Source organism: Sphingomonas beigongshangi (assembly GCF_016820445.1).
GTDB classification, from domain to species: domain Bacteria; phylum Pseudomonadota; class Alphaproteobacteria; order Sphingomonadales; family Sphingomonadaceae; genus Sphingomonas; species Sphingomonas beigongshangi.
Map to the genome: position 1 here is coordinate 36854 of NZ_JADHDT010000009.1, position 14928 is coordinate 51781.

At 70.6% G+C, this 14928-nt stretch carries 13 protein-coding genes; 10 read left to right on the forward strand and 3 right to left on the reverse strand.

Annotated elements, in window-relative coordinates; all coding sequences use genetic code 11:
* Positions 1-7 precede the first annotated feature (7 nt).
* On the reverse strand, positions 8-1420 hold the full coding sequence (locus tag IQ292_RS15985; RefSeq protein WP_203311325.1) for a hypothetical protein: 1413 nt from the start codon (positions 1418-1420) through the stop codon (positions 8-10).
* Between the two features lie 4 nt (positions 1421-1424).
* The gene (locus tag IQ292_RS15990; protein WP_203311326.1) at positions 1425-2174 is read right to left on the reverse strand and encodes an ABC transporter ATP-binding protein; all 750 of its coding nucleotides are present in this window, start codon (positions 2172-2174) and stop codon (positions 1425-1427) included.
* A 140-nt stretch (positions 2175-2314) separates the two neighbouring features.
* Here IQ292_RS15990 and ptsP point away from each other — a divergent pair, with 140 nt between their 5' ends.
* The 9 genes from ptsP (at position 2315) to IQ292_RS16035 (ending at position 12560) form a co-directional block, all read left to right on the forward strand.
* Positions 2315-4588: a phosphoenolpyruvate--protein phosphotransferase gene (gene ptsP, locus IQ292_RS15995; RefSeq protein ID WP_203311327.1), complete on the forward strand. Its 2274-nt coding sequence runs from the start codon at positions 2315-2317 to the stop codon at positions 4586-4588.
* Between the two features lie 108 nt (positions 4589-4696).
* Complete coding sequence (locus IQ292_RS16000; RefSeq protein ID WP_203311328.1) at positions 4697-5686, forward strand: helix-turn-helix domain-containing protein; 990 nt, start codon at positions 4697-4699, stop codon at positions 5684-5686.
* A 95-nt stretch (positions 5687-5781) separates the two neighbouring features.
* Entirely contained in the window at positions 5782-6723 is a 942-nt protein-coding gene (locus IQ292_RS16005; RefSeq protein ID WP_203311329.1) for a tetratricopeptide repeat protein, read from the forward strand.
* Positions 6686-7714, forward strand: coding sequence for a tRNA lysidine(34) synthetase TilS (tilS, locus tag IQ292_RS16010; RefSeq protein ID WP_203311330.1), 1029 nt, complete (start codon positions 6686-6688; stop codon positions 7712-7714). Before IQ292_RS16005 ends, tilS begins: the two co-directional genes overlap by 38 nt.
* 215 nt (positions 7715-7929) lie before the next feature.
* Entirely contained in the window at positions 7930-9894 is a 1965-nt protein-coding gene (gene ftsH, locus IQ292_RS16015; RefSeq protein WP_203311331.1) for an ATP-dependent zinc metalloprotease FtsH, read from the forward strand.
* Positions 9895-9972: 78 nt separating this feature from the next.
* Positions 9973-10359, forward strand: a complete 387-nt coding sequence (locus tag IQ292_RS16020; RefSeq protein WP_238941174.1) for a hypothetical protein — start codon at positions 9973-9975, stop codon at positions 10357-10359.
* 338 nt (positions 10360-10697) lie between these two features.
* Complete coding sequence (gene bla / locus IQ292_RS16025; protein WP_238941175.1) at positions 10698-11606, forward strand: subclass B3 metallo-beta-lactamase; 909 nt, start codon at positions 10698-10700, stop codon at positions 11604-11606.
* Positions 11607-11692: 86 nt separating this feature from the next.
* Positions 11693-11872, forward strand: a complete 180-nt coding sequence (locus IQ292_RS16030; RefSeq protein WP_203311332.1) for a hypothetical protein — start codon at positions 11693-11695, stop codon at positions 11870-11872.
* 13 nt (positions 11873-11885) lie between these two features.
* Positions 11886-12560, forward strand: a complete 675-nt coding sequence (locus IQ292_RS16035; RefSeq protein ID WP_203311333.1) for a YoaK family protein — start codon at positions 11886-11888, stop codon at positions 12558-12560.
* On the opposite strand, the gene IQ292_RS16040 is transcribed toward IQ292_RS16035, so the two are convergent.
* Positions 12526-13605, reverse strand: a complete 1080-nt coding sequence (locus IQ292_RS16040) for a DUF3667 domain-containing protein (protein WP_203311334.1) — start codon at positions 13603-13605, stop codon at positions 12526-12528. The two genes, IQ292_RS16035 and IQ292_RS16040, sit on opposite strands and share 35 nt — an antisense overlap.
* Positions 13606-13668: 63 nt before the next feature.
* Here IQ292_RS16040 and IQ292_RS16045 point away from each other — a divergent pair, with 63 nt between their 5' ends.
* Positions 13669-14922, forward strand: coding sequence for a glutamate-5-semialdehyde dehydrogenase (locus tag IQ292_RS16045; protein ID WP_203311335.1), 1254 nt, complete (start codon positions 13669-13671; stop codon positions 14920-14922).
* Positions 14923-14928 lie beyond the last annotated feature (6 nt).

Genomic DNA, 14928 nt, shown 5'->3' on the forward strand with positions numbered 1-14928 from the left:
GAAACCCTCAGCGCGACAGAAAGAATACCGCGCCGGCCGCGATCCCGCCGCCGACCAGGGCGATCAGCAGCGCGAGCAGCGTCGCGGCGAGCGAGCCCTTCTGCCGACGCGCGAACTGGCTGCGCGTCGCCGGCTTGGCCATCGCCATCTCGACCCAGCCCGTGGCGATGCTGGCCAGCGTGGTGACGAACAGTGTCACGATCGCCCCCGCGACCGTCGTCGGCGCGATCACCAGCGCCGGCAACAGTGCGAAGGGCGCGGCCATGGTCAACGCGGCGGCGAGCTTCGCGCGCCGTGCCGCGGCGGGATCGACAGGCGCGACGACGAGGAGATCGGGCGCGTCCTCCGCCGCGACCGCGAGCCAGGTGAGGCTGCCCGCGAGCTGGCTGGCGATCAGCACGCCCGCCATCGCAAGCACCGGCGCGGTCGCGCCGCCGTTGCGCACCCCGACGAAGACGAGCGGCAGCATGTAGATCAGCCGCATCGCGATCTGCGCGATCAGCGCCGGGTCGCGCGCGAGCAGGCGCCATTCCTTGGCGAAGACGGTCCGGCGAAGCGAGGCATGGAACAGGCCGGCCATGCCGCGGCGCGGGGCACGCCGGCGCGTCATGTGCATGCCGCCGTCGGTGTAGGTCGACAGGAACTGGCGCTCGAGCACGATGCCGACCGCGGCGAACACGCCGAACGCGGTGAGGGCGACCAGCGACAGGGCCATGCCGTCGCCGAAGGCGGCATGCATCGGCAGCGCGCTCCAGCCGGCGCGGCCAAGGCCATGCGCCTCGAACCAGCCGATCAGCCCGCGCGCCGCGCCGTCCTTCGCATGCGCGGCGACCTGCGAGGCCAGGAAGAAGCCGCCGCCGACCAGCGCCGCTGCGACCTGGCCGACGGTGCGGGCGGCGCGCGGTCCGGCGACTCGGGCGAGCGCGAGCGTCAGCGCAAGGCCGACCGCCGCGGCGGCGAGCGCGACGAGCAGGACCAGCGCGACCGCGCCGAGCAGCCGCGGATGCCCCAGCAGCGCGATCGGCACCAGCATCGGAAAGAGCAGCCCCGCGCTGGTGGTCGCGACGCTCGCGCCGATGCCGAGCAGCTTGGCGAGGATGGCGATGCGCGGCGGCAGCGGAGCGGTAAGCAGCAGGTCGAGGTCGCGCGTCTCGTACAGGGTCTGCTGGCTCGCGAGCATCGCCTGCGTCGTCATCAGCGACGCGATCAGCAGTGTCGCGCCGAACAGCCAGGGACCGAGCACCGGGTGCGGCCGCAGCGGCAGGTCGCGGATGGCGATCGCGAGCGCGATCCCGCCGAGGACGTAGATCGCGAGCAGGACGGCGACGATCAGCGCGCCGCCCCAGCCGCGCGGACGACCGCGCCAGGCGAGGCGCATCTCGTGGCGGACGAGCCAGCCGAGCGAACCGGGACGCGCCATCGCGTCAGCGCCCGTCCGTCAGGCGGATGAACGTGTCCTCCAGCGTCATCCCTTCCGTCCCGGCCTGGTGGCGCAGGTCGGCGAGCGTCCCCTCCGCCATCAGGCGGCCGCCGGCGAGGATGCCGATCCGGTCCGCCATCCGTTCCGCGACATCGAGGATGTGCGTGGTGACGATCACGGTCTTGCCCGCATCGACCTGCGCGCGCAGCGCGTCCTTGACGCTGCGCGCCATCGCCGCGTCCAGCCCGGTCAGCGGTTCGTCGAGGATCAGGAGCTTGGGATCGTGGATCAGCGCGCCGGCCAGCGCCACCTTCTGCTTCATCCCGCGCGAGAAGCCCTCGCACCGTGCATCGCGCTGGTCCCACAGGTCCAGCCAGTGGAGCAGACGCTCCGCCTCCGCCGCGGCATGGCCCGGCTCCATCCGCCACAGGCCCGCGACGAAGGCGAGATATTCCGACGGCGTCAGCTTGTCGTAGAGCATCGGATCGTCGGGCAGCCAGGCGGTGATCGCCTTGGCGGCAAGCGGGTCGCGCCGCGCGTCGATGCCGAATATCCGGATCGTTCCGGCATCGGGGCGCGCGAGCCCCGTCACCATGCGCAGCGTCGTCGTCTTTCCCGCGCCGTTGGCGCCGAGCAGCGCATAGAGCTCGCCCGCCCGGATCGTCAGGTCGAGGTCGGCGATCACCGGCCGATCGAAGCGCTTGGCGAGCCCGCGGACCGCGAGGGCCGGCGGCGGGAGGGAAGATTCGTTCATATTCGATCCTCTTCACGGATCGACCGTTGGCGCACAAGGCGGATCACGCCAACAATCGGATCGGAAATGAGGCTTTTGTTCCATTGCCTGCAAAAGAATGTTGCGTGGCATGCCGCGATCGCTTCTGATAGCCGACGACCATGCCCAGTTCGGCCGCCGCCTCCGCCCGCGAAATTCTGACCCGCCTGCACGATGTCATGGCGGGCCGAAATCCCGCCCAGGCGAAGCTGGACGCCGTCGTCGGCATTATCGCCGAGGCGATGGATAGCGAGGTCTGCTCGATCTACCTGCTGCGCGAGGGCGTGCTGGAACTGTTCGCGACGCGCGGGCTGGCGAAGGAGGCGGTGCACGTCACCAAGCTGGCGCTGGGCGAGGGGCTGGTCGGGACGATCGCGGAGGGCGTCGAGGTACTCAACCTCGACGAGGCGGCGAGCCATCCCGACTTCGCCTACAAGCCCGAGACGGGCGAGGAGCGCTATCACAGCTTCGCCGGCGTGCCGATCATCCGCCGCGAGCGCGCGGTGGGCGTGCTCGCGGTCCAGCATTCGGAGCAGCGCCGCTACCAGGATGTCGAGATCGAGGCGCTGCAGACCGTGGCGATGGTGCTGTCGGAGCTCATCGCCAATGCCGGGCTAATCGATACGGCGGGCGCCGCCAAGGACCGGGTCCAGTCGACCGCGGCGGTGCGGCTGATGGGCCTCAAGCTGGTCGAGGGCATGGGATCGGGCCTCGCCGTCTTCCACCAGCCGCGCGTCATCGTCGAACATACCGTCGCCGAGGACATCGATGCCGAACGGCACCGCGTCTATGCCGCATTCGACAAGATGCGCGAGCAGATCGAGCGGATGACGCGCGAGGCGGAGTTCGGCGTCGACGGAGAGCATCGCGAGGTGCTCGAGACGTACAAGATGTTCGCCTATGACGAGGGCTGGGCACGGCGGATCAACGAGGCGATCGATTCCGGCCTCACCGCGGAAGCGGCGATCGAACGGGTGCAGCAACGCACGCGCCAGCGCATGCGGCAGATCGACGACCCGCTGCTGGCGGACCGGATGCACGACCTGGAGGACCTGTCCAACCGGTTGCTGCGCATCGTGTCCGGACAGATGGGCACCGCGGCGCAGCTGGGCCTACGCCAGGACACGATCCTGATCGCGCGCAACCTGGGTCCCGCGGAACTGCTGGAATATGACAAGCGGCGGCTGAAGGGCGTGATCCTGGAGGAAGGGTCGCTGACCGCGCACGTGACGATCGTCGCGCGGGCGATGGGCGTGCCCGTGCTCGGCCGGGTGCGCGATGTGCGTCGGCTCATCGCGGAAGGCGACCTTTTGCTGCTCGATTCAGTCGCGGGCAATGTCTTCGCGCGCCCATCGGCGGCGATGGAAGAGGCATTCGACGCGAAACTGGCGCTGCGACAGAAGCGGCGGGCGGCCTTCGCCGCGCTGCGCGACGTGCCGCCGGTGACCAAGGACGGGCACCGCGTCACGTTGATGGTCAACGCCGGCCTGCGCGACGACGCGGCCGCGCTCGACGTGACGGGCGCGGACGGCATCGGCCTGTTCCGCACCGAGTTCCAGTTCCTCGTCTCCGCCACCCTGCCGCAGCGCGAGCGGCAGCAGCGGCTGTATCGCGAGGTGCTGGACGCGGCGGGCGAGCGGCCGGTGGTGTTTCGCACCGTCGACATCGGCGGCGACAAGGCGCTGCCCTATCTGCAGCACGCCGACGGCGACGAGGAGAATCCGGCGATGGGCTGGCGCGCGCTGCGCCTGGCGCTGGAGCGCGAGGGCCTGATGAAGGCGCAGGCGCGCGCGCTGATCGAGGCGGCGGCGGGGCGCACGCTCAACGTCATGTTCCCGATGGTCAGCGAGGCATGGGAATTCGCCGAGGCCAAGGCCCTGTTCGAGGCGCAGCGCAGCTGGCTGGCTGGGCGCGGCCGGCGGCTGCCGCTCGAGATCCGCTACGGCGCGATGCTGGAGGTGCCGGCGCTCGCCGAGCAGCTCGACCTGCTGCTGCCGGAGATCGATTTCCTGTCGGTCGGGACGAACGACCTGACGCAATTCCTGTTCGCGGCCGATCGCGCCAACCCGAAGCTCGCCGAGCGCTACGACTGGCTGAGCCCGTCGATCCTGCGATTCCTGCGGCGGGTGATCGGTCCGGCGCGCGAGGCGGGTGTCACGCTGGCGGTCTGCGGCGAGATGGGTGGGCGGCCGCTGGAGGCCATGACGCTGATCGGCCTTGGAATTGAGCGGCTGTCGATCACGCCGGCGGCGATCGGCCCGGTCAAGGCGATGGTGCGCAGCCTCGATCGCGGCGCGATCGGCGCGTTCGTCGACGGGCTGCTCGCCAGGCCGCCGCGTGACATGCGCGGCGCGCTGGCGGCATGGGCGGCGGAGAACGGCGTCGATCTGGCCTGAACGGCGGGTCAAGCGTTCCGCCAACGCGTTGACATGCCTGATGCCCTCTGGGAATGTCCGCCCGTCAGCGACGGCCATCAAGAACCGTCACCTCCCTTGGAGAATAGAATGGACGAGGTCGATCGCGGCCAGCCCGATGCAAAACCGACGACCCCCGTCACCGCGGGCGACCGGTTGCGCGCGGCGCGTGAATCGCGCGGCTTGAGCCTGGCGGAGGTCGCGGGCCGCACCCGCGTGCCGCAGCGGCATCTGGAGGCGCTGGAGACGGGCAGCTACGGCCAGCTTCCCGCGCCGACCTACGCGATGGGGTTTTCCAAGGCCTATGCACGCGCCGTCGGGCTGGACGAGGTCAGCGTGGCGCAGGACGTGCGCCGCGAGCTCGACCGGCTCGGGCCGCGCCAGCCGGAATATGTGCCCTACGAGACCGCCGATCCGGCGCGCGTGCCCTCGCGCGGCGTCGCGGTGATCGGCGCGGGCGTGGCGCTCGCAGTGCTGATCCTCGTCGCGCTCTGGTACGGGACCAACCTGTTCCAGCCGCGCCAGTCCGCCGCCCCGTCGGGCGAGGCGATCGCCAGCCAGGCGATCGAACCCGCCGCCGCGCCCTCGGCCACGCCGACCCCCGCGCCGGTGCAGGGCGGGCAGGTCCGCCTGACCGCGAACGGCGAGGTGTGGCTGCGCGTCTACGATGCCGATGGCAAGAAGCTGTTCCAGAACACGATGAAGGCGGGCGACACCTATGACGTCCCCGCCGACGCGAAGCAGCCGATGATCAACGTCGGGCGGCCGGACAAGCTGACGGTGACGCTGAACGGTTCGGCGGTGCCGCCGCTGGGCGACGGATCGCGGCCGATCAAGGACGTGCGGATCGACGGTGCCGCGATCGCCGCGCGCCTTTCGGACCAGTCCCTGCCGGCCGCCGCTGCGGCAGCTCCGGCGGCCGCACCGGCCACGGCATCGACGCCGCGCCGCGCGGCCGCGTCGCGCCCCCGCCGAGAGGCGGGCGCGGCGCTGAGCGAGACCCAGCGTGCCAATTTGCAGGCGGCGGACGCGCCGCCGCCGGCTGCGACCAGCCCGTCGAGCAATGGTAGTGCGCCATAAGCGCCAGACGCCGGGAGGGGCTGGCGGGAGCACCCCGGATGCCGCTATGCAGAGCGGGTTGTTGACCACCAAGCACGCCGGGGGGCGTCAGGACCATGCGTAAGATTATCTGGACGCTCGCGGCATCCGCCGCGTTGATGCCCGTCGGCGCGCTCGCGCAGAGCAACCTGGACGGGCGCGTCGGCAAGCTGGAGGGCGAGATGCGCGCGGTGCAGCGCAAGGTCTTCCCGGGCGGCGCGGGCCAGTATCTGCAGCCCGAGGTGACGCGTCCCGATACGCCGGTTCAGGCGGGCGGCGTACCCGCGACCAGCGCCGTCGCCGACCTGACCAGCCGCGTCACCGCGCTGGAGGGGCAGATGGCGTCGATGACCGACCAGATCGAGCAGAACGGCTACAAGCTGCGCCAGCTGCAGGATCAGTTCGACGCCTACAAGCGCGCGACCGACGCGAAGCTGAAGACGCTGGCGGCCGCGCCGGCGCCAGCCGCGACCAGCGTGACGTCCGATGAAAGCCTAGCCGGTGATACCGCGGCCGCACCGTCGCGTCCTGCGGCGCCCCGTCCCACGCGCAATACCGCGGCGGCGAAGCCCGTCGACGCGGCTGCCGACACGAGCGCGGTCGCCGGCGTCGTCAAGCCTTCGACCGGCAATGCGGCGGAGGACGACTATATGTACGGCTATCGGCTCTGGGCGGCGAAGCAATATCCCCAGGCCGAGGCACAGCTGAAGAAGGTCGTCGCCGACTATCCCAAGTCGAAGCGTGCGAGCTATGCGCAGAACCTGTTGGGGCGCGCCTATCTGGACGAGGGCAAGCCGAGCCTCGCCTCGATGGCGTTCTACGACAATTACAAGAAGATGCCCGACGGCGAACGCGCGCCGGACAGCCTCTACTACCTTGCCCAGGCGCTGATGAAGCTGAACAAGCCCGCCGACGCCTGCAAGGTATACGGCGAGCTGACGGACGTTTACGGGGGCAAGATCTCTTCCCAGATGAAGGCCGATGTCGAGAAGGGCCGTACCGCCGCCAAGTGCAAGTGAGCCGATCGTCGCCGAGAGCGACCGGTTCCGCGACGATCTGATCCGCGCGCTGGGCCACGTGCCCGGCGCGCCGGTGCTGCTTGCCGTGTCCGGCGGGCCGGACAGCATGGCGATGCTGACGCTGGCGGCGCAAGTCGCGGCGGCGGGCGGTCTGCCCGGCGGAATCGCGGCGGCGAGCGTCGACCACCGGCTGCGCCCGGAGGCGGCGGCGGAAGCGGCGATGGTCGCCGCGCACTGCGCCGCGATCGGCGTTCCGCACGCGACGCTGACGCCGCATGTCGCCATATCGGGCGCGAGCATTCAGGCGGCGGCGCGCAGCGCGCGCTACGGGCTGCTCGCCGACCATGCCCGCGCGATCGGCGCCAAGGCGCTGGCGACCGCACACCATGTCGACGACCAGGCCGAAACCTTCCTGATGCGCGCGGCGCGCGGGTCGGGCCTGTCGGGCCTCGCCGGCGTACGGCCGCGCGCGGTGATCGACGGCGTCGTGGTGGTGCGGCCGGTGCTGGAATGGCGGCGCGCCGAGCTGCGCGCGATCGTGCGCCGGCTGGAGATTCCGTTCGTCGACGATCCCGCCAACCACGACCCGGCGCATGATCGCACGCGATTCCGCCGCCTGCTCGACGCCAACGAGTGGCTCGGGCCGCCGCAGCTGGCGCGCGCCGCCGCCGCGCTGGGCGACGCGGACGGTGACGTGCGCGCGATCGTCGACTGGCTCTGGGCGGAGCGCGCGCGCGTCAGCGGCGCCAGCGCGCGGGTGCGTGTCGAGGGCCTGCCGCGCGAGCTGACACGGCGGCTCGCCCGCCGGGCGATCGGCCATGTCATCGCGACCGCGGGCCTGTCGGCACCGAAATGGAGCGAGGCCGCGAACGTCGAGGCGCTGCTCGATGCGCTTGCCGCCGGCAAGCGCGCCACCCAGGCGGGCGTAGTCGCGGCGCCGAGCGGCGACGAGTGGCGATTCCGCCCGGCGCCCGCGCGACGGACGGGCTGAACGGGCCTCCGCATCGGCCGCTGGCCGGCGCGCGCGTCCTGCGGTATCGTCGCTAGTGTGCGGTCCAGCAAAGCTAGTTCGGGGAGGGCCGGCACCGCCCACGCACGTGGATCAGACTCTGAGCCGGGCTGTTCACCCGGATCGGCCAAAACGGGCGGCTGTTCCATTGTCATTAACCTGCGTGCGCCTATCTTGTGCGCGAAAGGCTTTTCCGGATGAGCGACAACGACAAGCAGCCACAGGGCGACGGCAACAACGGGGGTGGCAGCCCCTGGATGAAAAGCCTGTTGATCTGGGTCGGCATCCTGCTGGCCATCGGACTGTTCCTGACTCAGTTCGGCGGCGCCACGACGGCGGCGGGCAGCAACACGATCCCCTATTCGAAGTTCCTCGACCGGGTGGATGAGGGTACGGTGAAGGACGTGGCGATCAGCCGCGACGTGATCACCGGCACCGGTACGAGCGGCGACAAGTTCCGCACCTATCCGATCTCTGATCCGACGCTGGTCCCGCACCTGCGGCAGAAGAACGTCACCATCTCCGCAAAGCCGGACGAGGGGACGTCGATGTGGATGCTGCTGCTCTACCAGTCGCTGCCGTTCCTGCTGTTCCTCGGCATCGCCTTCTTCGTGCTGAAGCAGATGCAGAAGAACACCGGCGGCGGCGCGATGGGCTTCGGCAAGAGCCGCGCGCGGATGCTGACGCAGAAGGAAGGCAAGGTCACGTTCGACGATGTCGCCGGTATCGACGAAGCGCGTGCCGAGTTGACTGAGATCGTTGAATTCCTGAAGGACCCGACCAAGTTCGCGCGCCTGGGCGGCAAGATTCCGAAGGGCGCGCTGCTGGTCGGATCGCCCGGTACCGGCAAGACCCTGCTCGCCCGCGCGATCGCGGGTGAGGCGGGCGTGCCGTTCTTCACCATCTCCGGCTCCGATTTCGTCGAGATGTTCGTCGGCGTCGGCGCCAGCCGCGTGCGCGACATGTTCGAGCAGGCCAAGAAGAGCGCGCCGTGCATCGTCTTCATCGACGAGATCGACGCGGTCGGCCGCCATCGCGGTGCCGGCCTCGGCAACGGAAACGATGAGCGCGAGCAGACGCTGAACCAGCTGCTGGTCGAGATGGACGGGTTCGAGGCGAACGAGGGGATCATCATCGTCGCCGCCACCAACCGTCCCGACGTGCTTGACCCCGCGCTGCTGCGTCCGGGCCGCTTCGACCGCCAGGTCGTCGTGCCCCGCCCGGACATCGAGGGTCGTATCAAGATCCTCGAAGTGCACATGAAAAAGGTGCCGCTCGCCCCCGACGTTGACTCGCGCACGATCGCGCGCGGCACGCCGGGCTTCTCGGGCGCGGATCTCGCGAACCTGGTCAACGAGGCGGCGCTGATGGCGGCGCGCAAGTCGAAGCGCCTCGTCGCCATGGCCGAGTTCGAGGAGGCCAAGGACAAGGTCATGATGGGCGCCGAGCGGCGCTCGATGGTGATGACCGAGGACGAGAAGCGGATGACCGCCTATCACGAGGCGGGGCATGCGATCGTCGCGCTGCACGAGCCGGCGTCCGATCCGATCCACAAGGCGACGATCATTCCGCGCGGCCGCGCGCTGGGCATGGTGATGCGCCTGCCGGAGCGAGACAGCTACAGCTATCATCGCGACAAGATGTACGCGAACCTGGCAGTGAGCATGGGCGGCCGCGTCGCCGAAGAGATCATCTTCGGCTACGACAAGGTGTCGAGCGGCGCGAGCGGCGACATCCAGTACGCCACGGGCCTGGCGCGCGACATGGTCACCAAATGGGGCATGTCCGACAAGGTCGGGCCGGTCGAATATGCGCAGCCGGAAGGCGAGTCGTTCCTGGGCTATTCCTCCAGCCAGCCGGTCCGCATGTCGAACGCGACCGCGCAGCTGATCGACGACGAGATCAAGGGCATCGTCGAGGGTGGGCTGGCCAAGGCGAAGCAGGTGCTGACCGATCATGTCGACCAGCTCCACCTCCTCGCCGGCGCGTTGCTCGAATATGAGACGCTGTCGGGCGACGAGATCAAGAAGCTGATCGCGGGCGAGGAAATCGGCCGGCCCGATCCGAGCCCCAAGTCCAACGTGCCGCGCGCCGGCACGTCCATTCCCAAGACGCGCCGCCCCGGTGGCCCGTTCGGCCAGCCGAGCCCGCTCGGCGCCTGACGGGCGGGGCGGCGGCGGTTCAGCCCGCCTAAAGGCAGGATGCGATAGTCGGCGGCATTCCGAATTGGAGTGTCGCCGATGTCGTTTCGAATGCCCGTGTTCCTTGCCGCTGTCGCGCTGATCGCGGCGCCCGCCGACGCCGCGATGACGGTGGGAACCTTCCTGTCCAAGGCGGCGCCGCTGCGCGCGAATCCCTTCACCGCGCTGACCAATCCCGATTATCCCGTGTTAAAGGCGGAGGCGGATGCGGCGACGCGCGCACTGAAGGCGGATCGTGCCGCCCGCGCCGCGGCGGGCAAACCCCCGATCGCCTGTATTCCAGAGGGCGAATCGCTGGGCATCCTCGACATGCTGACCGGCCTCGACGCGCTGTCGCCGGCGGAGAAGCGCCTGCCGCTGAAGGACGGCTATGCGCGCGTGCTCGCCAAGCGCTTCCCCTGCGGCGCGCGCGCCGAAGGTATTTGAGCCGGTCGGTCCTGGGCGCAGCGGCGGCGGAGGGACGCGAGCGCCGACTACGTCTGCGCTGCCGTCCCGACGGCCGGCCGGGGAGAATGTCGGCGGCAAGGGGCGGCGTCAGGCCGATTCCAGCTATAGGGTCGGGTGTGCCCCCATGCCGCGATTCCCGAGTGGTCGGACGGTGCTTCGTCCCGGACGATCCTCGTGCCGAGCGGCGGTGGCGCTAGGCCGAGGGGCATGATCGTGCGCGACGTTCCGCGGCCGTCCTCATGCGGCCGCCGATCCCCTATCGGTCTGCCACCTGTACGACGCGGCGGACGCCATGGTCGGCATGAGGGAGCGGCGGGATGAATATGGTGACGATCACGATGGTTCTGGCGCCGATGCTGGCCGCGGCGGCTTCGTCGTCGCTACCTTCGCCGGCGCCGCTCCATCCGGCCCCCCTCGCGACGCATCGCGCCGCCTGTGCGGGCAAGGACGGGTGGAGCGACCCGGCGCCGCCGGTGCGGATTTTCGCCAACGTCTATGACATCGGCACGTGCGGCATCACGGTGCTGCTGATCGCGGGGGACCGCGGCGCCGCGGTGATCGATGCCGCGACCGCCGAGGCGGCGCCGACGATCCTTGCCAACATCCGCCGGCTCGGCCTGGCGCCGCGCGACGTCAAGCTGCTGCTGGCGAGCCACGAGCATGCCGATCACGTCGGCGGCCTTGCCGCGCTGCGCCGCGCGACGGGTGCGCGCGTCGTGGCCACCGCGGCGCAACGCCCGGCGATCGAGCGCGGGCAACCGACCGCGACCGATCCGCAGCGCGGCGGCACGCTGCCGCCCTTCGCGGGGACGGAGGTCGATCGCGTGATCCGCGACGGCGAGGTCGTGACGCTCGGATCGCTCCGCCTCACCGCCCATGGCACGCCGGGCCACGCGCCGGGCAGCACGTCCTGGACGTGGACGAGCTGCGCCGGGCGCGCCTGCCGCCGCGTCGCCTATGCCGACAGCGTCAGCGCGGTGTCGACGGACGCCTATCGCTTCACGGATCACCCAGCCTATGTCCGCACGTTCCGCGTGGCTCTGGCCCGGGTCGCCGCCTTGCCCTGCGACCTGATCATCACGCCGCATCCCGGTGCGAGCGACCTTTATCAGCGGTTGGCCGGGGCGAAGCCCCTGACGTCGCCGACCGCGTGCCGCGACTATGCGGCGACGGGGCGCTCAGGGCTCGACGCACGATTGACCCGCGAGGCGCGCGTCCAGCCCTGAGCGCGCCTGCCCGGCCTTGGCGGCCGCATCGACCCGGGGTTCATGCGACGGTGACGCGGCGCAACGACTGCGTTACCCTGCCGGCCATGGCCGAACGCTTCGAACGACATCGCCAGCCCTGGAAGCCCGACGAGGTCCAGAAGCTGCACACGCTCGCCAAAAAGGGCATGGCGCTGAAGGCGATTGCCAAGGCGCTGACCCGTAGCGAGGAATCGGTGAAGGAGCGGGCCAAGGCGGACGGGCTGTCGATCGCCAAGCTGCACTGACGGCGCGCGCCGGATGCGACGCTATCCGCGGCGGCTTCGGATGCTGGCGATCGGACTGGCCGCGCTGGCGGGTTACGTCGACGCGGTCGGCTTCCTCGCGCTGGGCGGGTTCTTCGTGTCGTTCATGAGCGGCAATTCGACGCAGCTCGGCATCGGGCTGGCGAGCCAGACCCATGCCGCCGCGATCGCCGGTGGCCTCGTAGCGACGTTCGTCCTCGGCGTGACGGGCGGCAGCGTGGTGGCGGAGGCGGCAGGAGCGCGCCGGGCGCCGGCCGTGCTCGTCCTGGTCGCGCTGCTGCTGGCGACGGCGGCGGTGGTCGAGGGACGGGCCGGCGGGATCGCCGCCGCCTTCGTCCTCGCGGTCGCGATGGGGGCGGAGAACGCCATCTTCGCGCACGAAGGCGAGGTGACGGTCGGCCTGACGTACATGACGGGTACGTTGGTCCGCCTCGGCCAGCGTATCGCGGCGCTGATCCGCGGCGAAGATGCCTGGGGCTGGCTTCCACATCTCGCGCTGTGGATGGCACTGACCGCCGGCGCGGCTGCCGGTGCGGCGGCGCGGCGCTGGTACGGCACGGATGCGATCTGGCTGGCCGCCGCGATAGCGGGGGTGCTGGCGATCCTGTCCCTGATCGCGGGGCCGCCCGGCGGCGTCAGTCGGTCAGACCGTGGAGCAGCAGGAGCGTGACGAACGCGAGCAGCGCGGTCCAGGCGAAGACGAGCAGCGCCACCGTCCGCCACAGCGCGGAGAAGCGGCGCAGCGAATAGGCACCCTTCAGCTGCTTGTACATGTGCAGCGGCGGCACGATCAGGACCGCCAGGGCGATCCATCCGCCCCCCAGTCCGACGACGCCGGCGAGCATCAGCGCGATGACCATCAGCATCATGAAGGCCAGGCTGTAGGTCACGAAGATCGCATGGTCGTACAGCCCGAATCGCCGCCGCCACAGGAACAGCAGTGCAACGAACGGCGTCGACAGGGGGATCAGCAGCCAGCTGTACTTATAGGCACTCGACTGCAGCTTGTAGAGCGCGAGGCCGGGGTTCTTGTTCGCCTTGTCGATCCCGTGGTCGAGGCTCGCCCAGCCGGTTTTGAAATTGGTGATGGTGAACGGGAGATCGTCGCCCGCCTGCGTCTTCGCGCCGGGCTGGGTGCGCTTCAGCGCATCGATCGTGGTGCGCAGCGCGCGGATGTCGCGGTCCGTTTCCGCGGTCGCCTCGCCGGCGGCGACCTGCCTGGTGCGGCGCTTTTCCAGTAATTCGAGCTTCGACTGCGCCTTGTCGATGCCGCGGGCGAAGGTGACGACGTTGCGGCCCATCGATTCGGGCGACACGATTTCGGCGATGTCCCCACCGAGCGCGCTGATCGTCGCGAACATCAGGAAGACGGTGAACAGGAACAGCGCGAGCGGCGAGACGAAGCGCGCGCGCTCACCGGCGATGTACCGGCGGGTCAGGTCGCCGGGCCGCGTCACCAGCATCGGCAGGGTGCGCCAGATCTTCCCCTCGAAATGGAAGACGCCGTGCGCGATCTCATGCCCGATCGCCCCGATCGAACGGTGGACGTGCGCCGGCTGGCCGCAGGCGTGGCAATGCGCGCCGATCAGCCGCGTCCCGCAATTGAGGCACAGGCCGTCCCCATGGCCATGGCCTTCCCCCGCGGACGGCTCCACGCTGCGCGCGGTGAGCGCGCCCGTGATGATGTCCGCTGCTGCTGCGATATCCCCCGACATGGCGCGAGCGTGGCAAGGCGCGGGGCGTGGCGCAAGGGGGAAGGGCGTGATAGCGCGGGAGGCATGACCGATGCCGCATCGCTGATCGCCGATCTGGGACGCCGCGCCCGTGACGCCGCCGCCGGGCTCGCGAGGCTGTCGACGTCCGCCAGGGCGGCGGGGTTGCGCGCGGCGGCGGCGGCGCTGCGCGACGACGCGGCGGCGATCCTCGCCGCCAATGCGCAGGACATGGCGACGGCGGAGACGCGCGGGCTGACGGTGGCGATGCTCGACCGGCTGCGGCTGGATGCCGGACGCGTCGCCGCGATCGCGGCGGGCGTCGAGGCGGTCGCGACGCTCCCCGATCCGGTCGGCCAGGTGATCGATCGCACGACGCGCCCCAACGGCCTGGACCTGTGCCGCGTACGGGTGCCGATCGGCGTCATCGGCATCGTCTACGAATCGCGGCCCAACGTCACCGCGGACGCGGCGGCGTTGTGCGTGATGGCAGGCAATGCCGCGATCCTGCGCGGCGGCAGCGAGGCGACGCACAGCAATGCCGCGATCCATGCCGCCATGCTGCGGGGTTTCGTGGCCGCGAACCTGCCCGCCGACGCGGTGCAGCTGGTGCCGATCGCCGACCGCGCCGCCGTCGGGGCGATGCTGGGCGCGGACGGGGTCATCGACCTGATCATCCCGCGCGGCGGCAAGAGCCTGGTCGCGCGCGTGCAGGCGGAGGCGCGCGTGCCGGTGCTCGCGCACCTCGACGGGATCAACCACGTCTATGTCGACGGGTCGGCGGAGCCCGGCATGGCGCGACGCATCGTCCTCGACGCCAAGCTGCGCCGCACGGGAGTCTGCGGGGCGATGGAGACGCTGCTGATCGACCGCGCCTTCCCCGACGCGGGCGGCCTGATCGCGGCGCTGCGCGATGCTGGCTGCGTCGTACGCGGCGACGGGCGCGCGCAGGCTTTGGTCCCCGGGCTGCAGCCGGCCTCGGCGGAGGATTGGGACACGGAATATCTCGATGCGATCGCCGCCGTCGCGATCGTCGACGGGATCGCGGCGGCGATGGCGCATATCGCCGCGCACGGCTCGCACCACACCGATGCGATCGTCGCCGACGACGAAGGCGTCGCCGAGCGCTTCCTGGCAGGCGTGGATTCGGCGATCGTGCTGTGGAACGCGTCGACGCAGTTCGCGGACGGAGGCGAGTTCGGCCTTGGCGCGGAAATCGGAATCGCCACCGGTCGCCTCCATGCGCGCGGCCCGGTCGCGCTGGAGGGGCTGACGACCTACAAATGGATCGGCAGGGGCACGGGTCAGGTGCGCGGTTGAGTTGAG